Source organism: Nonomuraea sp. NPDC052116 (assembly GCF_040680035.1).
Classification (GTDB): Bacteria; Actinomycetota; Actinomycetes; order Streptosporangiales; family Streptosporangiaceae; genus Nonomuraea; species Nonomuraea angiospora_A.
In genome coordinates this window covers 113,104-132,205 of sequence record NZ_JBFAWA010000030.1, presented here as the reverse complement: position 1 = coordinate 132,205, position 19,102 = coordinate 113,104, and the positions used below count along the sequence as shown (strand labels likewise).

Genomic DNA, 19,102 nt, shown 5'->3' with positions numbered 1-19,102 from the left:
GGACCAGGAGGAAATCTCTCGATGAAAGCATCACGTCTTGTCGTGGCCGCCGTTGTCACGGCCTCGCTGTGCCTGGCGGGCTGCGGCAAGGGCACGGGGAGCGGGCCGGGCCGGCAGAGCGGCGGTGACGAACGTACGATCAAGGCCTACGACATCAACCCGCGGCCGCGCGACAAGGTCAAGGACGGCGGGACGCTGCGCTGGGGCATCAACGAGTTCCCCGCGCAGTGGAACAGGAACCACGTCGACGGCAACCTGGCCATGGCCGCCGTGGTCAGCAACGCGCTGCTGCCCTCGCCGTTCCATTCCGACGAGAAGGCGGAGATCTCGGTCGACCGCAACTACGTGCTCGACGCCGAGGTGACCGACCAGCGGCCCAAGCAGGTGGTCACGTACAAGCTGAACCCGAAGGCGAAGTGGTCCGACGGGAAGCCGATCACCTGGGCCGACTACGAGGCCCAGTGGCACGCGCTGAACGGGCGCAATCCGGCCTTCCACATCGCCTCGTCCACCGGCTACCAGGACATCGAGAAGGTGGCGCGGGGGAAGGACGACTTCGAGGTGGTGGTGACGTTCGACAAGCCGTTCGGGGACTGGCAGGCGCTGTTCGGGCCGCTGCTGCCCGCCGCCACCAACCGGACGCCCGAGGCCTTCGACAACGCCTGGCTGAACAAGATCCCGATGACGGCCGGGCCGTTCAGGTTCGGGGGGTTCGATCAGACGGCGAAGACGATCACGATCGTGCGGGACGACTCGTGGTGGGGGAACCGGGCGAAGCTCGACAAGATCATCTATCGGTCGTCGGAGCAGGACTCGCTGATCTCGGCGTTCAGCAACGGGGAGCTCGACCTCATCGACGTGGGGCCGTCCGCGCCCGACTACGCGCGGGCGAAGGGCACGCCGGGGGCGCAGGTGCGGCAGGCGGCTGGCCCCGATTTCCGGCATTTCACCTTTAACGGGTCCAGCGAGCTGCTCAAGGACCGCAACGTCCGGCAGGCCGTCCAGCTGGGCATCAGCCGCCAGGCCATCGCGCAGTCGGACCTGCAGGGCCTCGACTGGCCGATCGCCCTGCTGAACAACCACTTCTTCATGAACACCCAGGAGGGCTACCAGGACAACGCCGGGAAGCTCGGGGCGTACGACCCCGGTCAGGCGCGGCGGCTCCTGGACGCGGCCGGGTGGAAGCTGAGCGGCTCGTTCAGGCAGAAGAACGGCAAGGTGCTGGAGCTGCGGTTCGTGGTGCCGTCGGGGGTTCAGATCAGCAAGGCGGAGGGGGAGTTGGCGCAGACCATGCTCGCCCAGATCGGCGTGAAGCTGACCATTCAGGCCGTGCCGAGCGATGACTTCTTCACCAAGTACGTCATCCCCGGCAACTTCGACATCACGCCCTTCGCGTACATCGGCACGCCTTTCCCGGTTTCCAGCAGTTTCGGGATTTATGCCAATTCCGCCGATGGCAAGACCTGGAACGCGAACTTCGGCCGTACCGGCTCGCCCGCCATCGACCAGGCCATGAACCGCGCCGCCCAGAGCCTCGACCCGGTGCGGGCGCGCGCGGCGGCCAACGAGGCGGACGCGCTGATCTGGCAGGAGGTCAACGTGCTGCCGCTCTACCAGCGCCCGCAGAACGTCGCCGCCCGCCAGACGCTGGCCAACGTGGGGGCCCGCGGCTTCTACGACCTCCGCTACGAGGACATCGGCTTCACCGGCTGACCCGTTCGGAAGTGTCGGCGGCCGGGTGTAGAAGTGGACGCGTGACTACCAAGCTGACCTGGCCGCAGATCCTGGCCTGGCGCCTGCGCAGACAGTTCGTGAGCGAGCCGGACGCGCCCGATCCCGTGGCGGTGGCCCGGCGGCTGTGCGGCGTCCAGGCACAGGTCGCCTCCTCGGCCCAGCTCGCGGTGGCGGTCCGGAGCGACAAGCCCGACCCGGGCGGGATCGACCAGGCCCTGTGGAGCGACCGCACGCTGGTCAAGACGTGGATCATGCGCGGCACCCTCCACCTCCTCCCCGCCGACGAGCTGGCCGACTTCTGCGCGGCCCTGGGCACGTTGCGCTTCTGGGAGAAGGGCTCCTGGCAGCGCGGCCACGGGGTCACCGCCGACGAGATCGCGGCGATCATCGACGCGGTCCCCCGCGCCCTGCGCGACGGGGCACCGGGCGGGCCGGCGCTGACCAGGGAGGAGCTCGTCGACGCCGTGGTGGCGGTGACCGGGGACGCTCATCTGCGGGAGGCGCTCACGTCCGGCTGGGGCGCGCTGCTCAAGCCGCTGAGCCGGCTGGGCGAGCTCTGCTACGGCCCGCCCCGCGACGGCAGGGTCACCTTCACCTCCCCGCGCACCTGGCTCGCCGGATGGCCCGCCGCGCTGCCGCCGTACGAGGAGGCCGGCGTTCGGGTGGCGCGCGCGTTCCTGGGGGCGCACGGGCCGGCGACGCCGGAGATGTTCGACACGTGGCTGTTCGGCGGCGTGGCGAAGAAGACGGTGCTGAAGGGATGGTTCCGCGACCTGGCGCCCGAGCTGACCGAGGTGGAGACCGACGACGGCCAGAGCCTGCTGGCCCTGACCGAGCACCTCGACGACCTCGCCGCCACCGGCCCGTCGGCCGAGGTCCACCTGCTGCCGGGCTTCGACCAGTACATCCTCGGCGCCCCGCGCGGCCTCGCCCCGCTGATCCCGCCGCCCCTCAAGCCCAAGGTGAGCCGTCAGGCGGGGTGGATCTCCCCCGTGGTCGTTCACGAGGGGCGGGTCGCAGGGGTCTGGGAGGCCAAGAACGGCCACATCACCGTCGATCTCGCCGCCCCGGTCCCCTCGGGCCCTCTTGAGGAGGCCGTCACCCGCATCCGCACCCTGCTCCCGTAACCCGCCCGCGCCCGGAGTGCGGGGTGGGTCAGCGGCCGGTGGTGGCCATGATGCGGTCGACGAGGCCCTGGCTGCCTTCCTCGCGCGCACAATGCGCACAGCAGTACCAGTGCTCCCCCGACTGCACCCCATGCCCGATGACCTTGGTGCCACAGTGCTCGCAGATGGGCGCCATCGCCTCGATCGCACACTGGAAGCAGTCGAAGGTGTGCACAGCTCCCTGCGCATGCACCTCGAACGCCATGTCGTAGTCATTTCCGCAGGTCTCGCAGACAGCCATGGTGATCCCTCCTACAGTCCATTCCGCCGGGGGGATACCCGGTTCTATGGCCTCTCTTCCTCAAAGGCCAACCAATTTCCCCAAATGTCCCTCGAAATCGTTCAGGACCGGGCGAAGCGGGCCACCAGTGGCAGGCCCAGGAGGCCGAGGAGGGCCAGGGCGGAGGGCAGGCCGAGCCATCCGCTCAGAGCCGCGACGAGCAACGGGCTGATCACGAACCCCGCGTACGAGATCGTCGACACCCCCCACACCAGCGTTCCGCTCGGGTCGTCGGCGGCGGCCCGGCTGAGGAGGGCGGGCACCAGCGGGCCCAGTGCCAGCCCGGTCACCGCGAAGCCCGCCATCGAGGCGAGCACGGTGCCGCCCAGCCCCGCCAGGGCGATGCCCGCGCCGCCACCTACCCCCGCCACCAGGTACAACGCCCGCAGCGGCACCCGAGGCAGCGCCTGCACGACGAGGCGCCCGGCCGTCAGCGCCGCCATGTAGACGGACGGCGCGGCGCTCGACACCAGGGGCGCGGCCCCGCGGTGCTCCTCCAGCAGCAGCACCGACCACTGCTCGACCGAGTTCTCGATGACCAGGACGCAGGCCGCCAGCGCCCCCACCACGACCGCGGCACCCCACAGCGCGCGCTTGTCCGGGCCGCCGGACGAGGCGGCCGTTCCCTCGCCCGCGGGCAGCGCCAGCACCGTCAGGGACGTGGCGATCACGATCACGGCGATGATCACGAGGACCGTGCCGACGTTCAGGCCCAGGGATCGGGCCAGGCCAGTGGCGGGCGACGCCGCTATGACCGCGACCGGGAAGGACGCGTGGACGGGCTGGAAGAGGCGGCGGCCGGTCTCGCGCTCGGCGCGCCCCGTGGCCAGGTTCAGGGCGATGTCGAGCGCCCCGCTGGTCGCCCCCACGAGCAGCAGCGCCAGCGCGAGCTGCCAGGGTGTGGCCACCAGCCCGATCCCGGCCACGCTGAGCCCGAACAGCGCCGTCGTCACCAGCAGGGCGGTCCGCTCGCGCCCCCGTACCAGCCGCCCGGTCAGCGCCATCGCGGGCAGGGCCCCCACGGGTACGGCGCTCAGCGCGAGTCCCAGGTCTCCCGCCGAGATGCCCAGCTCCAGCTTGATGGCAGGCAGGAGGGCCGACCAGGAGCCCCAGAACACGGCCCAGGCCGCGCACACCGCGATAAGCGGCATTTACCACAACCCCTTGATATTTCGGTCAAGGCACAGTAAAGATCGACGTTGTCCTTATTACCCCTGCCGAAGGGAAGCTCGTGCTCACCCGAACGGTCATCGCGACGGCCTTGGTCGCGGCCGGGATCGTCGCCACCCCCTCCTCCGCGTACGCGGCCACGGCCCGTTACACCCCCGAGCGGGTCTGCGGCCCCGGCTTCCATCGTGTCAAGGACGGCCAGCGGGCGATGAAGACCCGCGAGGGCGCGGTGCTGGGACAGGTGTACCTGATGTACAACAAGCGGAGCGGCAAGAACTGCGTGACCGCCATCAAGAGCGCGTACACGGGCACCCGCACGGTCACCGGCGCCTACCTGGAGGTCAGGGGCGGCGGCCGGGCGGAAGACGTGCAGAAGTACCGCTTCTACGCCGAGACCGGCCACATCGACGGCAAGTGGAAGTGCGTGAAGTACGCCGGCTGGACCCGCGACCCGGACAACCGCGTCGAGGCCTGGGGCGGCCGCAAGACCTGGGGCAACTGCAAGGGCTGAGGCCCCTGGAGGGCGGCGTCCCGTCAGGGGCAGACGTTCTGGTACGGCACGCCGCCCAGGTACCGGGCCCACTCCTCGGCCGATAGCGAACGCCCGGCCCGCGCGCACACCTCCTGCGCGACCCGCTCGCTCCGCACGGGGATCGCGTGCAGGGCCTCGTCGGTCCCGGCGTACAACGTCTCCCCGTCCGTGCCGAACGCCAGCGACACCGGGCCATCCCCCAGCCGGAAGGACCCGCCGAGCCGCCGCCTGGTCTCGACGTCCCAGAGCTGGAGCGCCCCTTTCTCCGTGACGGAGGCCAGGGTCCTGCCGTCGGGTGAGAAGGCCAGCAGGAGGAGTTCGTCGGCGGCCCGGGGCAGGGCGGGGCTCAGCCGGGTCGGCCCGTCCACCGACCACAGTCCGATCCGCCCGGTGGCCGACTCGTTCACGGCCATGAGCCCGGTCCGGCTGAACTCGATCGCGTCCGTGGACCCGAACCCGGCCCCCACGGGCTTGCCGGTGCGCAGGTCGACGAACCTGCCCCCGAGCAGCGACGCGTACGCCGTGTCGCCCGGCAGCAGCGGCCCGCCGTGATACACGGTGTCGATCGAGCTCAGCAGGCGGCCGTCGGCGGCGTCGAGCACCACCTCCTTGGCCAGCGATTTCTGTCGGAACACGACGTTCATGACCAGCCGCCGCCCGTCCTCGGTGAAATGCACGTCCGTGGGGGTGCCGCCCACCTTGGACACCCGCGTCGACCAGAGCTTCGCCAGGGTCCGCACGTCCCACAGCGTGATCGTGCTGTTGTCATCCGAAACGGCCAGCCGCGTTCCGTGGAACTCCTCGGGATCCTCGGCGTCCCGGTCGACGGGAAGGCTGCCGGTCTCCTTGCCGGCCCGCACGTCCCAGACCCGGAGCCTCTTGCCCGATTCGATCGCCGCCCACCGGCCGTCCCGGCTGAGGAGGGTCGAGCCCGGCACGGCCGTCCTGTGCGTACGGGGCCGCAGGTCCAGGCTGACGACGGCGTCGTCCACGATGTACCGCAGCGTCCTGCCGTCGGGGTCGAAGGCGACGTCCGTCAGCTCGCCCTCGGCGCGGTAGCCGAGTACCGGCCGCCGGGTGCGCAGATCCCAGACCTGCACGTCTCTGCCGCGGTAGGCCGCGAGGTGGCGGCCGTCCGGGCTGAAGCGCAGCTTGCTCTCGGATCCGCAGACCTCGCAGGTCAGCGTCTCGCCGAAGGCCCGGCCGGAGGCGACGTCGACGAGCGCGACGTCGGTCCCGTTGCCGCAGGCGAGTGTCCTGCCGTCCTGGCTGAACGCCGCAAGGTCGGGATGCGTCACGCAGGCGCGGAAGGGGCGCTCCGCCCGCCAGTCCGGCAGCGAGAGCTGGTCGAAGCGTCCTCCTGGCAGCAGCAGGTGCCTGCCCGAGGGGTCCACGAGGGGATCATTCACCGCCACCTCGCCGCGCTGTTCGAAGACGCCCTTCCCGAACCACCTGCCGGTGGACACGTCGAGCAGGCGATAGATCTCCTGCTGGGCGTACACCAGCGTGAGCGTGGTCTCGTGCTCGCCGAACACGGCGGTGTAGCTGCCCTCGTACCCTGCGGGAATGCGCCGTTCGAGCACCTTCCTGCCGGTCTTCAGGTCCCAGACGCCCAGTTCCTCCTCCGAGGAGGTCTCGGCCAGCAGCCGGCCGCTGCGGCTCAGCGCGGGCGGGCCGGTGATCGTCCCGTCGACCTTCATCTCGGGCCAGCTCGCCGTCAGCCTGCGAGTGCGCACGTCGTACACGTTGACCCCGCCCTCGCTGGCGCTGACCAGCGTGCGGCCGTCGCGGCTGAGCAGCCGCTCGGCCGAGCCCTTGACCGGCGGCTCGCGGAAGACGGCCGTCTCCTGCTGCTGCAGTGAGGCGATCAGGCTGGAACGGGCCTCCTGCTGTGCCGGTGCGACCCGCCAGGCCGCCACGCTGAGCAGCATCGCCAGGGCCGGGTCGGCGGTACGCATGCGGTCGGCCTCGACGGCCACCTCCTTGGCGGCGAGGATGTCGCGCTGGCGGGCGGTCTCCTGGCGCTGCAGGATCGCCAGCCCGCCGGCCACCAGCGCCGCCACCAGCAGCCCGGCCAGCGCGACCGTGGTCAGCGTCCGGCGTCTGGCCCTGCGCCTGGTCAGGTCGGTGCCGGCGCGCAGGAAGTCGCGTTCGAGCGGGGTCAGCGTGACATGGCGGCGCCCGGTGGCGGCCCAGCTCAGCGCCTGTTCCAGGCGGCTGCCCTGGAACGCGTCGGCGTCGCGGCGCCCGTTGCCCGCCCAGTGGCGGGCCGCGGCGTTGACGGTGTTCAGCGTGGCCAGCCCGTCACGGTCGGCGTCCACCCACATGCGCAGCCTCGGCCAGGCACGCAGCAGGCCGGGACGCGACAGCGCCACCGAGCCGTCCCCGTCGGCGATCACGTACGAGAACGCCTCCAGCACCCGCTTGACCGCCGCCGACTCGCGCTCGGACCGCCCGCCGAACAGCTCCTCGTACCCGGCCGCCCGCCCCTCCTCGTGCCCGTCCCCGTCCACGGCCACCAGGCGCAGGAACACCTCGGCCGCGACCTCCCGCTCTTCGGGAGCCAGCGACTCGTAGGCGTCCTCCGCGATCGTGCCGAGCGCGGGATCGGCGCGGCCGGGACCGTGCACGTCCCGGGCGGTCCGGCTGCCCGCGGCCAGCAGCCCCCTGATGTCGGAGCCGGTCCCGCTGACCAGCGCGAGCAGCAGGTCGCGGGCCGCGGGCCGGGCCGCCGGGTCCTTGTCGAGGGCGGCTTCGACCAGCGCGGCCAGCCGCGGGGGCAGCGCGCTCAGGTCGGGCCGGTGCGAGAGCACCCGGTGCATGACGCCGCCCAGGTTCTCGGCGCCGAACGGCTCGTGCCCGGTCGCGGCGAACACCATGACCGCGCCCCACGCGAACACGTCGGCCGGGGCGCCCGCCCGCTGCCCCGTGAACACCTCGGGCGCCATGTACGCCGGCGTGCCCGACACCTCACCGGTCCTGGTGAGCGACATGTCGATCGTGCGCGCGATGCCGAAGTCGATCACGCGTGGGCCGTCGGGTCCGAGCAGCACGTTGTCCGGTTTGAGGTCGCGGTGCACGACCCCGGCGTCGTGGATCGCGGTCAGCGCCGTCGCCACCGCCGTGGCCAGCCGGTGCAGGTCGTCGCCGCCGAACCGGCGCCCGTCCCGCACGGCCGCGCCCAGGCTCGGCCCCGGCACGTACTCCGAGACCAGGTACGGCTTGCTCCCCTCCAGATCGGTGGCCAGCACGCGAGCCGTGCAGAACGACGACACCCGCCCCGCCGCCGTGGCCTCCTTGGCGAACCGGTCGCGGATCGCGCGGTCGCCGTTCGCGTGCAGCACCTTGACCGCGACCCGTCGGCCGCCGGCGTCGTAGGCGTCGTACACGACACCCTGCCCGCCCGAGCCCAGCCGTCCCGCCAGCCAGTAGTCCCCGATGCGCTGGGGATCCCCCGCTCTCAGCGCTTCCATGGCGGGTTAGATGCCACTTTCTTCGCGGAAGTTGTCACAACTGGGCGGCTCACCCTGTCTCTCCTTCAAACGAACTGAGGAGAGACACATGACCCAGCGGATCAACGTCGCAGAGCAGGTTCCGCAGGCGTTCCACCACTTCCTGGCCGTGGAGAAGCTGCTGCACGAGAGCGAGGTGCCGGCCGCCACCCTTGAGCTGGTCAAGCTGCGCGCCAGCCAGATCAACGGCTGCGCCTACTGCGTGGACATGCACAGCCGCGACCTGAAGAAGGCCGGTGAGAGCGACGAGCGCCTCTGGTCGGTGGCCGCCTGGCGGGAGGCGACCGTCTACACGCCTGCCGAGCGGGCCGCGCTCGCGCTGGCGGAGGAGGCGACCAAGCTGGCCGACGGCGCGGGAGTGCCGGACGCGGTCTGGGAGGAGGCCGCGCGGCACTTCAGCGAGAAGCAGCTGGGACTGCTCATCGTGGCGCTGGCCATGATCAACGCGTGGAACCGGATCGCTGTCACGGCCCGGTTCACGCCCGGAGCATGACATTCGTAGAAATGCATTGAGAGAGCCGGTGGTGGCCCGTTAGGTTGGCGCGCATGGCGGGTGCCCGTCATGCCGCCGCCCAGCGGCGCGGACACGCGCTTCCGAAGGGGGAGGCCATGAAACGTGTCAGAGTCACGAAGTCGACGACCAAGCGGCCCACGAAGCCGGCTCTGGAGCTGGACCTGCGGACCCCGGCGGGCCGCACACTCCCCTACTGACGTGCTCTCTTTACGCCGGATTTATCGGTCCTTCGGTAGATAACTAGATAACAAAGTCATCACGGGGGGCTCACGATGAAGAGGCTTGTGGTGGTGCCGCCACACATCGCCAGGCACAAGGTCCGCGAGATTCCTTCGGCCGGCCGCCGCAAGCAGCCCGACGATCCCAAGGTGATCGACCTGCGGGCCTACAGCGGCCGCAACGTCCTCCGTTTCCCGGGCGGTCCGACCTCCGCCGCCTGAAACGCCTGAAAGCTGCCTGAAAAGCACCGCCGCCCGGCCCGGGGCCGAGCGGCGGGCTCCGAGGTCAGCCGTAGAGGCGCTCGGCGTAGGTCTTGCCGTAGTAGCTCTCGAGCTGTTCGAGGCTTTCCTCCACTTTCTGCACGTCCTTGACGAGCCGCGCGTGGGAGGGCAGGACCTCGGGCTCCCAGCTGTCCGGCTTCCACAGCGAGGAGCGCAGGAACGCCTTGGCGCAGTGGAAGAAGATCTGCTCGATCTCCACCACGAGCGCGAGGTGCGGGCGGTGGCCCTTCACGATCATCTCGTCGAAGAACGGGGCCTCGCGGATGAGCCTGGCCCGGCCGTTGATCCGTAGGGTCTCGTTGCGGCCGGGGATCAGGAAGATGAGCCCGACGTGCGGGTTCGTCAGGACGTTGAGGAATCCGTCGGCCCTGCGGTTGCCCGGCCGGTCCGGGATGGCGATCGTGGTGTCGTCGATGACGTGGACGAACCCGGCGGGGTCGCCCTTGGGCGAGACGTCGCAGGCGCCCGCGTCGTCCGACGTGGCGATCAGGCAGAACGGAGAGGCCGCCAGCCACTCCCGGTCGCGCTCGTGCAGCCGTACGCGCTCCTTGGTCGCCGCCCTCGGCATGACCTCGCCGAGCAATTCGCGTAGCTCAGTCTCGGACCCGATCTCCACCCAGCTCATCTGCTCTCCCTTCGAGGGTTCACCCCATTTTGCCAGGGAGCGTCTGGGTCACCAGCGGCGGGCGTTCGCCATCATGCCCAGGTGCGCGTCGCGTTCCACCGCGAAGCGGACCGGGTCCATGCCCTGGCGCTCGGCCCGCAGGTGCAGCATGGTCAGCTCGGTCGCCGCCTGCTGGTAGTCGCCCATGGCCCGGCCGAGCCCGGCGCCCCTGGCCCACTTGCGGGCCGCCTTGCGGCCGGACAGCGTGCTGAGCATCCTGACGTCGGCCTCCGTGATCAGCCCGGTCTGCTGGTAGCCGGGCAGGTAGACGCCCATCCTGGTGACGAGCTGGCGGCGTTCGATGACGGTCACGGTGATCAGCAGGATGAGCGCCCCCATGATCACGAGGTACGCGGCGACCACCCAGGTCAGGGAGCCCGTGGTGGCGGAGCCGTTCCAGAGGCCGTGCAGGAAGACCGCGCCCAGGTAGCCGAGCGGGATCGCGGCGAACCTGGCCGCGGTGCGCCTGGTCAGGGCGTAGGCGACACCGAGGCCGATCATGGAGGTGTAGATGGGGTGGCCGAGCGGGTCGATGAGGCCCCTGATCACGAACAGTTGCAGCGCCCCGCCGGCCCCGTCCTCGTTGTACGCGAGCAGGTAGTAGCCGACGTTCTCCACGGCCGCGAAGCCCAGGCCGGCCATGGAGGCGTACACGATGCCGTCGGTCAGCCCGTCGATCTCCTGCCGCCTGCGCAGGAGCAGCAGCAGCGCCGAGCCCTTGAGCGCCTCCTCGATCACGGGGGCCAGCAGGACGGTGCCCACGTCGTCGACGACCGCCTCGCCGAACCCGGCCCTGGTGAACAGCGCCTCCCCCACGAACGACAGCGCGACGCCCAGCACGATCGCCACCCCCGCGCCCCACGCGAAGGCGAAGGCCAGGTTCAGCTTCGGCTCGGGCTCCAGCCGGTCGAGCGAGAGCACGGCCGCCAGCAGCACGGGCAGCGGCGCCACGCCCAGCAGCGCGGACAGCCCGAACCCCACGGGCCCGCCCGACAGCAGCATGACGGTCAGCACGATCAACGCCAGGGCGCTGGACACGACCAGGCCGATCAAGAGGGCCTTGCTGGGACGCTGGACTGGCATCGTGGTGCCTCCCTTTCGCTGGTCCGACCACTATGCTCGGCCCGCATCTACAGCCGCTTAACGGTCACTTGATTCGCGGTAGTACGGATCCGCCACGACGGCCTCGCCGTCGGCGTAGGTGTACACCTCCCGGCCGGAGACGAACACCCGCAGCGCCCGGCTCATGACGTCCAGCGGGTCCCCCGACCAGATCACGACGTCGCCGTCGAGCCCGGGCCGGAGCGCGCCCACGCGGTCGTCGATCCCCATGATCCGGGCCGGGTTCAGGGTGATCGAGCGCAGCGCCTCGGCCGGGTCCAGGCCCTCCTTGACCGCCAGCGTGGCCTGGTGGACGAGGAAGTGGATCGGCACGACGGGATGGTCGGTGGTGATGGCCAGCCGCACCCCCGCCCGCGCCAGGATGCCCGGGTTGCGCAGCGAGCGCCGGCGCAGCTCGACCTTCGACCGGCTGGTGAAGAGCGGGCCGATGATGACGGGGACGTCCCGGTCGGCCAGGGTGTCGGCCAGCAGGTGGCCGTCGGTGCCGTGGTTGATGATCAGGCGGTAGCCGAACTCGTCCGCCAGCCTGAGCGCGGTGGAGATGTCGTCGGCCCGGTGCGTGTGCTGGCACCAGGGCAGCTCGCCGTCCAGCACACGGACCAGGATCTCCAGCGTGCCGTCCCGGTCGAACGGCTTGCCCTCATCGGCCGCCGCCGCCCGCCTGGCCTTGTAGTCCTGCGCCTTCATGAACGCGTCCCGGATCACGGCGGCCACGCCCTGCCGGGTGGACGGCAGCTTCTTCTGGTCGCCGTACACGCGCTTGGGGTTCTCGCCGAGCGCGCTCTTGACGCTGGCCGGCTCCTTGACCAGCATCTCGTCCACGGACCTGCCCCAGCACTTGATCGCGACCGTCTGGCCGCCGATCGGGTTGCCGGAGCCCGGCTTGATCACCGCGGTCGTCACGCCGCCGGACAGCGCGTCGGCGAAGGCCAGGTCGGCGGGGTTGATGGCGTCGAGGGCGCGCAGGCGGGCGCCGTTCGGGTCGGTCATCTCGTTGGTGTCCTGACCGGCCCAGCCCTCGGCCTCCTCGTACACGCCGAGGTGTCCGTGGGCCTCGACGAAGCCGGGCAGCACCCAGCCGCCGGCGGCGTCCACGACGGGGGTCCCCTCGGGCACGGCCACGTCCCGGCCGACGGCGGTGATCTTCCCGTCCTGGACGAGTACGGTGCCGCCGTCGATGGGGTCGCCGTCGATCGGCACAACGTATCCGCTGGTAATAGCAAAATTCATGACTCGTAACCTACCGGTGGGCGGGTCGCCGAACCCGTACGCATCGGGTCCTCCAGGGCCGGGTGACATGGGGATAGGCTGACATTTCAGGATTTGCACGAGGGAGAGGATGCATGTCGCAAACGTACGGGCCAGGCGCGGGCCCGGCCCCCCAGTCCCTCGGCGACGAGGAGCTCTCGCAACTGCTGGCCGGGCAGCGCTTCGGCGCGCTGGCGACCAACAAGAGCAGCGGCCACCCTCACCTGTCCACCGTCCTGTACACCTGGGACCCCGACCAGCTCGTGGTGCGGATCTCCACGATCGCCGACCGGCTCAAGGTCCGCCAGCTCCACAAGGACCCCCGCTGCGCCCTCTACGTGGCCAGCGACGACTTCTGGTCCTACGCCGTCGCCGAGGGCCAGGCGGAGTTGTCGCCGGTGAGCGCCGAGCCGGGCGACGAGGTGGGCATGGAACTCCTCGCCATGCAGCAGCACATGGACGACCCGTACGCCTTCCTGCGGCAGATGGTCGAGGACCGGCGGCTGGTGATCAGGATCCGCGTCTCGCGTTTGTACGGGACCGCGCTGCCCGTTTCGTGACGACGGCGCGGTGGCGGTTGTAGGCCACCGACGCGATCACGACGAGGACGAGCCCCAGGTCGATGCCCGCCGCCCAGCGCATGGCAGTGACGTGGTGCCCCCCTTCCGCCGCCGCGAAGAAGACCGCGCCGATCACCGCCACGCCGCCCGCGCCCGCGAACTGCTGCGCCGTGCTGAGGATGCCCGACCCGATGCCGGCCTGGTGCGGCGCGACCTCCACCAGCGCCGCGCCGATGAGCTGCGGCAGGACCAGCCCGTTGCCCGTGCCGACGAGCATGAGCGCGGCCATGATGTACGGCAGGCCCAGCCCGGCCCCGACCACCATCAGCGCCAGTCCGAGCCCGATGATCACGCCGCCGATCACGACGACGATCAGCCCGTACCTTCTGACCAGTCGTGTCCCCAGGATCGACGTGACCGAGAACAGCACCCCCATCGGCGCGAACGCCAGCCCCGCCTGGAAGGCCGTCAGCCCCAGCCCGCCCTGCAGCAGCAGCGTCAGCGTGAACATGAACGAGGCGAAGTACGCCATGAACGCGACGATCGAGCCCACGCCCGCCAGGTAGGAGTGGACCTTGAGCAGCGCCAGGTCGAGCACCGGTTGCCCGCCGCGCGCCCCGAGCGCCTGCTGCCACCGCCAGGTCAGCACGAACACGGGCACCGCGGCCCCCATGCTGATCCACGTCCAGACGGGCCAGCCCAGGCTGTTGCCCAGGCCGAGCGGCACCAGCACCAGAGCCAGCCCGACGGCCAGGCCCGCCGCGCCGGGCACGTCGAGCCTGGCCCGCCGGGCGGTCTCGACCTCCGGCAGCAGCCAGATGGCCAGCGGCACCACGATCAGGCCGACGGGCAGGTTGATCAGGAAGATGACCCGCCAGCCGAGCCCCAGCGTGTCGGCGGTCAGCAGCAGGCCGCCGAGCACCTGGCCCGCGATCGAGCCCAGGCCGCCCGCGACGCCGTACCAGCCGAGGGCGTGCGCCCGCTCCGACGGCGAGTAGGCCGCGGAGATCGTGGCCAGCACCTGCGGCACCATCGCCGCGCCCGCCAGGCCCTGGAGCAGGCGGGCGGCCACGAGCTGGACCGGGTTCACGGCCATCCCGCACAGCACGGACGCGATCGTGAACGCGACCACGCCCCAGATGAACAGCCGCCGATAGCCGTAGCGGTCGCCGAGCCGGCCTCCGGTGATCATGCCGGCCGCGTAGGTGAAGGCGTACCCGCCGACGATCAGCTCGAGGGCGGCCGGGCCCGCGTGCAGGTCGCGTTCGATGGAGGGAGCGGCCACGTTGACCACGAAGAAGTCGAACTGGGCCATGAACCAGGCCGCCAGGAGTACGGCCAGCATCCCACCATGTTTCACGACATTCAGGCTAGAACTCCATGATTCGCTCCTCCGGCACGGGGGTCGCGTGTCGAATGCTCATCGGTCGGGCACCGGGCCGTTACTCTGCCATCAACCAGCAGTCATGCGATCTTGTCACCGTCGAGTCGACTGTCTCTCCCCACCCGAGGAGACCCATGTTCAGGCGACTCGCCGTCATGATCGCGATCTCGTCCACCCTGCTGACGACCCCTGCCGAGGCGGCCACCGCCGTCGTCAACGTCGCGCACCGAGGCGCCTCCGCGTACGCGCCCGAGAACACCATCGCCGCCTTCGAGCTGGCCGGCAAGCAGCGGGCCGACGTGTTCGAGCTCGACGTCCAGGAGACCAAGGACCACGAACTGGTCCTGATGCACGACACGACCCTGGCCCGCACCACCGACGTCGAGCGGGTCTTCCCCGGTCATGCGCCGTGGCGCGTCGGCGATCTCACGCTCGACCAGATCCGCAGGCTGGACGCCGGCTCGTGGTTCTCCGACAAGTACGAGGACGAGCGGGTGCCCACGCTCGACGAGACGCTCAGCGAGATGAGCGGCTCGGGGCTGGACCTGCTGCTGGAGATCAAGGCTCCGGAGCTCTACCCCGGCATCGAGGCCCGCGTCGCCACCGAGCTGCGCCGCCATCCCGGCTGGCTGGCGGAGGGGCGGCTGGTGGTGCAGTCGTTCAGCTGGGCGTCGATGCGGACCTTCCACCGCCTGCTGCCCGACGTGCCGATCGGGCTGCTCGGCACGCCGTCCAGCGCCGACCTGCCGGGACTGGCCAAGTTCGCCGACCAGATCAACCCGCCGTACACCTCGTTGTCGGCCTCGTACGTACGGCGCGTGCACGCCCTCGGCATGCAGGTGCTCGCCTGGACGGTGGACAACCCGGACACCATGCAGCGGATGCTGGACTACCAGGTGGACGGCATCATCACCAACAAGCCGGACGTCCTGGACGAGCTACTGAGCGACTGAGGCGGCGAGCACAGCCTGCGCGAGCGCTCCCAGGACCGCACGGGGCGGAGGCGAGCCGAATCCGCTCGCCCCCGCCCCGGTCAACCGATCTCGCGACTAGCTGCAGCCGCTGGTGGAGCCGCAGCCCTCACAGACGTAGCAGCTCCCCGCCGGCCGCATCTTGGTGCCGCAGGTCATGCAGAGCGGCGCGTCGGCCGTGAAGCGCTGGTGGCTCTCCAGCGTCAGCTCCTTGACCGCCGGCGACTGCTCGGCGACCTCCGCCTTCGGCTTCTCCTCGATGGGCGCCGACTGGGCCAGCGCCTCGCGGTCCACCGTCTCCTGCAGCGCCGCCGGGTCCTCGCCGCGCTGCTGCGCGGCGCGCTCGGCCGCCGAGAAGATGCCCAGGGCCGCCCGCTCGTCGTAGGGCAGGTGGTCGAGGGCCAGGCGGCGGAAGATGTAGTCCATCACCGACGTCGCCATCCGGATGTCCGGGTCGTCCGTCATCCCGGCCGGCTCGAACCGCATGTTGACGAACTTGCTCATGTACGTCTCGAGCGGCACGCCGTACTGCAGGCCGATGGAGATCGCGACGGAGAAGGCGTCCATGACGCCCGCCAGCGTCGAGCCCTGCTTGGACATCTTGAGGAAGACCTCGCCGAGCCCGTCGTCAGGGTAGGACGAAGCGGTCATGTAGCCCTTGGCACCGCCCACCGTGAAGCGGGTGGTCATGCTCGGCCGCTGGTTGGGCATGCGCCGCCGGGTCGGCCGGTTGACCTCGATGACCTTGACCTCGGGCTCCGCCTTGGCAGCCTCGTCCTTCTTGGCGGCCTCGTCCTTCTTGGCGCCGTTGCCGGCCGACAGCGGCTGGCCGACCTTGCAGTTGTCGCGGTAGACGGCCAGGGCCTTGAGCCCCAGCTTCCAGCCCTCCTGGTAGACCTGCTCGATGTCGTCGATCGTGGCCGACTCGGGCAGGTTGACCGTCTTGGAGATGGCCCCCGACAGGAACGGCTGCGTGGCCGCCATCATGCGCACGTGGCCCATCGGCGCGATCGCCCGCTCGCCCATCGCGCAGTCGAACACCTCGTAGTGCTCCTGGCGCAGGCCGGGCGCGTCGACGACGTGGCTGTGCTCGCCGATGTACTCGACGATGGCCTCGATCTGCTCCTGCTGGTAGCCGAGCTGCTTGAGCGCCCGCGGGATCGTCTGGTTGACGATCTGCATGGAGCCGCCGCCGACGAGCTTCTTGAACTTGACCAGCGCCAGGTCCGGCTCGATGCCGGTGGTGTCGCAATCCATCATCAGGCCGATGGTGCCCGTGGGGGCCAGCAGGCTGGCCTGGGCGTTGCGGTAGCCGTTCTTCTCGCCGAGCTTGAGGCACTCCGACCACTGGCGGGACGCCTCGGAGTGGATCTTCGCGTCCATGGAGCCGACGGTGCGCAGGTCGTCGTTGGCCGCCGCGTGCTTGCGCATGACGCGCTTGTGCGGCTCGGCGTTCCTGGCATATCCGTCGTACGGGCCGACCACCGCGGCCAGCTCGGCGCTGCGGCGGTAGGACACGCCCGTCATCAGCGACGTGATCGCCCCCGCCACGGCGCGGCCGCCGTCGGAGTCGTAGGCGTGGCCCGTCGCCATGAGCAGCGCGCCGAGGTTGGCGTAGCCGATGCCGAGCTGACGGTACGCCCGCGAGGTCTCGCCGATCTTCTCGGTCGGGAAGTCCGCGAACGTGATCGAGATGTCCATCGCGGTGATGATCAGCTCGGTCAGCTTGACGAAGTTGGGGACGTCGAAGGAGTTGTCGTCCTTCAGGAACTTCAGCAGGTTGATGCTGGCCAGGTTGCAGGAGGAGTTGTCCAGGTGGACGTACTCGGAGCACGGGTTGCTGGCCGTGATCCGCCCCGTCTCGGGGGTGGTGTGCCAGTCGTTGATCGTGTCGTCGTACTGCACGCCCGGGTCGGCGCACTCCCAGGCGGCCTTGGCCATCTTGCGGAAGAGCTCCCGAGCGTCGACCGTCTCGATGACCTCGCCGGTCAGGCGGGCACGCAGGCCGAACTTCTCGCCCTTGTCCACCGCGCGCATGAACTCGTCGGAGACGCGCACGGAGTTGTTGGCGTTCTGGTACTGGACGGAGACGATGTCCTTGCCGCCCAGGTCCATGTCGAAACCGGCGTCACGCAGCGCGCGAACCTTGTCCTCTTCGCGCGCCTTGGTCTCGATGAACTCCTCGATGTCGGGGTGGTCGACGTCGAGCACGACCATCTTGGCCGCCCGGCGGGTGGCGCCGCCGGACTTGATCGTCCCCGCGGACGCGTCGGCGCCGCGCATGAAGCTCACCGGGCCGCTGGCCGTGCCGCCGCTCGACAGCAGCTCCTTCGAGGAACGGATGCGGGACAGGTTGACACCCGAGCCCGAGCCGCCCTTGAAGATCACGCCCTCTTCCTTGTACCACTCGAGGATCGACTCCATCTGGTCGTCCACCGAGAGGATGAAGCAGGCGCTCACCTGCTGGGGCGACTTGGTGCCCACGTTGAACCAGACCGGCGAGTTGAACGCGAACACCTGGTGCGCCAGCGCGTGCTTGAGCTCGTGATCGAAGATCTCGGCGTCCTCGTCACTGGCGAAGTAGCCGTGCTCGATCCCCGTCTTGGTGTAGACGCCGACGACCCGGTCGATCAGCTGCTTCAGGCTCCACTCGCGCTGCGGGGTGCCCACGGCCCCGCGGAAGTACTTGGTCGTCACGATGTTGGCCGCGTTGACCGACCAGAACTCGGGAAACTCCACGCCCCGCTGCTCAAAATTGATCGAGCCGTCGCGCCAGTTCGTCATGACGACGTCGCGGCGCTCCCACTGGATCTCGTCATACGGGTGCACGCCGGGCTTGGTGAAGATCCTCTTCATCTTCAGTCCCTTACGCGGACGCTTCCCCCCGCGCGCGACTGAACCGCTGGCCGTCTCCGTCATGACTCCCCCTTCTCCGCCTTCAACTGTGAGATCTCGGCCTCGAAGTCCGCCAGGCTCTCGAAACCGCGATATACCGATGCGAACCGCAGGTAGGCCACCTCGTCGAGGTCCCGCAACGGGCCCAGGATGGCCAACCCCACCTCGTTGGAGGGGATCTCGGCCGCGCCCTTGGCCCTGATGGCCTCCTCCACCCGCTGCCCGAGCTGCGCCAGCGAATCCTCGCCCACCGGTCTGCCCTGACAGGCCCGCCGCACGCCCGCGACGACCTTGTCCCTCGAGAACGGCTCTGTCACTCCGCTGCGCTTGCTCACCATCAGCAGTACGGTCTCCTGCGTGGTGAACCTGCGCCCGCACTCGGGACAGGTGCGGCGTCGCCTGATGGCCGCGCCGTCATCCGTGGAGCGGCTGTCGATGACCCTCGTGTCAGGGTGGCGACAGAACGGACAGTGCACGCTTTCGCCTCCTAGACCCGCGGTCACCACACGCCGCGAAACCGCCGTCGACGGACGCTCGCGCACACTCCACGGCTAGCCGTGGAGCGGTACATAAAACACAAGGTGTGGTGAACTACATCGGTGTAACTACTAGATGTTGTGGTCCAACCGTAGAAGCGAGCGACCATGAACGCAAGTTGAGCAAGCCCATCGAACCGAAGTCGCTGATCAGCCCGCCGTCACCGCCGGAGCTTGGGCGTGTCGCCCGTCGAGGTGATCTTTGTGCTGCTGGAAGCGTCACACGAGTTGCTTACGCGCCCCTTCGTGAACAAACCTCACAACGGTACCCAACCCCCGAACCTTCCCCCACCAGCCCCACCACCGCACCCCCC

16 protein-coding genes are annotated in these 19,102 nt (G+C 70.1%); 7 read left to right on the top strand and 9 right to left on the bottom strand.

Annotated features, from left to right (window positions below; translation table 11 throughout):
• The first annotated feature begins 21 nt into the window (after positions 1–21).
• Both AB0L65_RS43780 and AB0L65_RS43775 read left to right on the top strand, forming a co-directional pair.
• Complete coding sequence (locus tag AB0L65_RS43780) at positions 22–1,713, top strand: ABC transporter family substrate-binding protein (RefSeq protein ID WP_364258743.1); 1,692 nt, start codon at positions 22–24, stop codon at positions 1,711–1,713.
• A gap of 41 nt (positions 1,714–1,754) precedes the next feature.
• Complete coding sequence (locus AB0L65_RS43775; RefSeq protein ID WP_364258740.1) at positions 1,755–2,861, top strand: winged helix DNA-binding domain-containing protein; 1,107 nt, start codon at positions 1,755–1,757, stop codon at positions 2,859–2,861.
• A gap of 28 nt (positions 2,862–2,889) precedes the next feature.
• Here the strand turns inward: AB0L65_RS43775 and AB0L65_RS43770 are convergent, their stop codons facing one another.
• Together AB0L65_RS43770 and AB0L65_RS43765 are read right to left on the bottom strand one after the other, a co-directional pair.
• On the bottom strand, positions 2,890–3,141 hold the full coding sequence (locus tag AB0L65_RS43770) for a hypothetical protein (RefSeq protein ID WP_350739188.1): 252 nt from the start codon (positions 3,139–3,141) through the stop codon (positions 2,890–2,892).
• A 101-nt stretch (positions 3,142–3,242) separates the two neighbouring features.
• Positions 3,243–4,331, bottom strand: a complete 1,089-nt coding sequence (locus tag AB0L65_RS43765) for an MFS transporter (RefSeq protein WP_364258737.1) — start codon at positions 4,329–4,331, stop codon at positions 3,243–3,245.
• 80 nt (positions 4,332–4,411) lie between these two features.
• On the opposite strand from AB0L65_RS43765, the gene AB0L65_RS43760 reads away from it, so the two are divergent.
• On the top strand, positions 4,412–4,861 hold the full coding sequence (locus AB0L65_RS43760; RefSeq protein WP_364258734.1) for a hypothetical protein: 450 nt from the start codon (positions 4,412–4,414) through the stop codon (positions 4,859–4,861).
• Positions 4,862–4,884: 23 nt separating this feature from the next.
• Here AB0L65_RS43760 and AB0L65_RS43755 read toward each other — a convergent pair whose 3' ends face one another.
• Complete coding sequence (locus AB0L65_RS43755; protein ID WP_364258731.1) at positions 4,885–8,355, bottom strand: serine/threonine-protein kinase; 3,471 nt, start codon at positions 8,353–8,355, stop codon at positions 4,885–4,887.
• Positions 8,356–8,443: 88 nt separating this feature from the next.
• Between AB0L65_RS43755 and AB0L65_RS43750 the strand changes: the two genes are divergently transcribed.
• Positions 8,444–8,887, top strand: a complete 444-nt coding sequence (locus AB0L65_RS43750; protein ID WP_364258728.1) for a carboxymuconolactone decarboxylase family protein — start codon at positions 8,444–8,446, stop codon at positions 8,885–8,887.
• A 293-nt stretch (positions 8,888–9,180) separates the two neighbouring features.
• The gene (locus AB0L65_RS43745) at positions 9,181–9,348 is read left to right on the top strand and encodes a hypothetical protein (protein WP_364258725.1); all 168 of its coding nucleotides are present in this window, start codon (positions 9,181–9,183) and stop codon (positions 9,346–9,348) included.
• 64 nt (positions 9,349–9,412) lie between these two features.
• Here AB0L65_RS43745 and AB0L65_RS43740 read toward each other — a convergent pair whose 3' ends face one another.
• From AB0L65_RS43740 to AB0L65_RS43730, 3 genes are read right to left on the bottom strand one after another with little or no spacing between them, the layout of a single operon-like run.
• Positions 9,413–10,033 carry a pyridoxamine 5'-phosphate oxidase family protein gene (locus AB0L65_RS43740; RefSeq protein ID WP_350739204.1) on the bottom strand — a complete coding sequence of 207 codons (621 nt, stop codon included), beginning with the start codon at positions 10,031–10,033 and terminating at the stop codon, positions 9,413–9,415.
• A gap of 48 nt (positions 10,034–10,081) precedes the next feature.
• Positions 10,082–11,155, bottom strand: coding sequence for a PrsW family intramembrane metalloprotease (locus AB0L65_RS43735; protein WP_364258722.1), 1,074 nt, complete (start codon positions 11,153–11,155; stop codon positions 10,082–10,084).
• Positions 11,156–11,212: 57 nt separating this feature from the next.
• Positions 11,213–12,424, bottom strand: a complete 1,212-nt coding sequence (locus tag AB0L65_RS43730) for an amidohydrolase (RefSeq protein WP_350739210.1) — start codon at positions 12,422–12,424, stop codon at positions 11,213–11,215.
• Between the two features lie 113 nt (positions 12,425–12,537).
• Between AB0L65_RS43730 and AB0L65_RS43725 the strand changes: the two genes are divergently transcribed.
• Positions 12,538–13,002, top strand: a complete 465-nt coding sequence (locus tag AB0L65_RS43725) for a PPOX class F420-dependent oxidoreductase (protein WP_364258719.1) — start codon at positions 12,538–12,540, stop codon at positions 13,000–13,002.
• Here AB0L65_RS43725 and AB0L65_RS43720 read toward each other — a convergent pair.
• The gene (locus AB0L65_RS43720) at positions 12,953–14,362 is read right to left on the bottom strand and encodes an MFS transporter (RefSeq protein WP_364258716.1); all 1,410 of its coding nucleotides are present in this window, start codon (positions 14,360–14,362) and stop codon (positions 12,953–12,955) included. The two genes, AB0L65_RS43725 and AB0L65_RS43720, sit on opposite strands and share 50 nt — an antisense overlap.
• Positions 14,363–14,520: 158 nt before the next feature.
• On the opposite strand from AB0L65_RS43720, the gene AB0L65_RS43715 reads away from it, so the two are divergent.
• The gene (locus AB0L65_RS43715; RefSeq protein ID WP_364258713.1) at positions 14,521–15,339 is read left to right on the top strand and encodes a glycerophosphodiester phosphodiesterase family protein; all 819 of its coding nucleotides are present in this window, start codon (positions 14,521–14,523) and stop codon (positions 15,337–15,339) included.
• Between the two features lie 96 nt (positions 15,340–15,435).
• On the opposite strand, the gene AB0L65_RS43710 is transcribed toward AB0L65_RS43715, so the two are convergent.
• Positions 15,436–18,276, bottom strand: coding sequence for a vitamin B12-dependent ribonucleotide reductase (locus AB0L65_RS43710; protein ID WP_350739220.1), 2,841 nt, complete (start codon positions 18,274–18,276; stop codon positions 15,436–15,438).
• Positions 18,273–18,728, bottom strand: coding sequence for a transcriptional regulator NrdR (gene nrdR / locus AB0L65_RS43705; protein ID WP_185078046.1), 456 nt, complete (start codon positions 18,726–18,728; stop codon positions 18,273–18,275). Before nrdR ends, AB0L65_RS43710 begins: the two co-directional genes overlap by 4 nt.
• Between the last annotated feature and the right edge of the window lie 374 nt (positions 18,729–19,102).

What these genes read in the sequence shown, in the direction of transcription:
- AB0L65_RS43780 (WP_364258743.1), top strand. Translation starts at nt 22, where the DNA reads ATGAAAGCATCACGTCTTGTCGTGGCCGCCGTTGTCACGGCCTCGCTG.
- AB0L65_RS43770 (WP_350739188.1), bottom strand. Translation starts at nt 3,141, where the DNA reads ATGGCTGTCTGCGAGACCTGCGGAAATGACTACGACATGGCGTTCGAG.
- AB0L65_RS43765 (WP_364258737.1), bottom strand. Translation starts at nt 4,331, where the DNA reads ATGCCGCTTATCGCGGTGTGCGCGGCCTGGGCCGTGTTCTGGGGCTCC.
- AB0L65_RS43755 (WP_364258731.1), bottom strand. Translation starts at nt 8,355, where the DNA reads ATGGAAGCGCTGAGAGCGGGGGATCCCCAGCGCATCGGGGACTACTGG.
- AB0L65_RS43750 (WP_364258728.1), top strand. Translation starts at nt 8,444, where the DNA reads ATGACCCAGCGGATCAACGTCGCAGAGCAGGTTCCGCAGGCGTTCCAC.
- AB0L65_RS43745 (WP_364258725.1), top strand. Translation starts at nt 9,181, where the DNA reads ATGAAGAGGCTTGTGGTGGTGCCGCCACACATCGCCAGGCACAAGGTC.
- AB0L65_RS43740 (WP_350739204.1), bottom strand. Translation starts at nt 10,033, where the DNA reads ATGAGCTGGGTGGAGATCGGGTCCGAGACTGAGCTACGCGAATTGCTC.
- AB0L65_RS43735 (WP_364258722.1), bottom strand. Translation starts at nt 11,155, where the DNA reads ATGCCAGTCCAGCGTCCCAGCAAGGCCCTCTTGATCGGCCTGGTCGTG.
- AB0L65_RS43730 (WP_350739210.1), bottom strand. Translation starts at nt 12,424, where the DNA reads ATGAATTTTGCTATTACCAGCGGATACGTTGTGCCGATCGACGGCGAC.
- AB0L65_RS43725 (WP_364258719.1), top strand. Translation starts at nt 12,538, where the DNA reads ATGTCGCAAACGTACGGGCCAGGCGCGGGCCCGGCCCCCCAGTCCCTC.
- AB0L65_RS43715 (WP_364258713.1), top strand. Translation starts at nt 14,521, where the DNA reads ATGTTCAGGCGACTCGCCGTCATGATCGCGATCTCGTCCACCCTGCTG.
- AB0L65_RS43710 (WP_350739220.1), bottom strand. Translation starts at nt 18,276, where the DNA reads ATGACGGAGACGGCCAGCGGTTCAGTCGCGCGCGGGGGGAAGCGTCCG.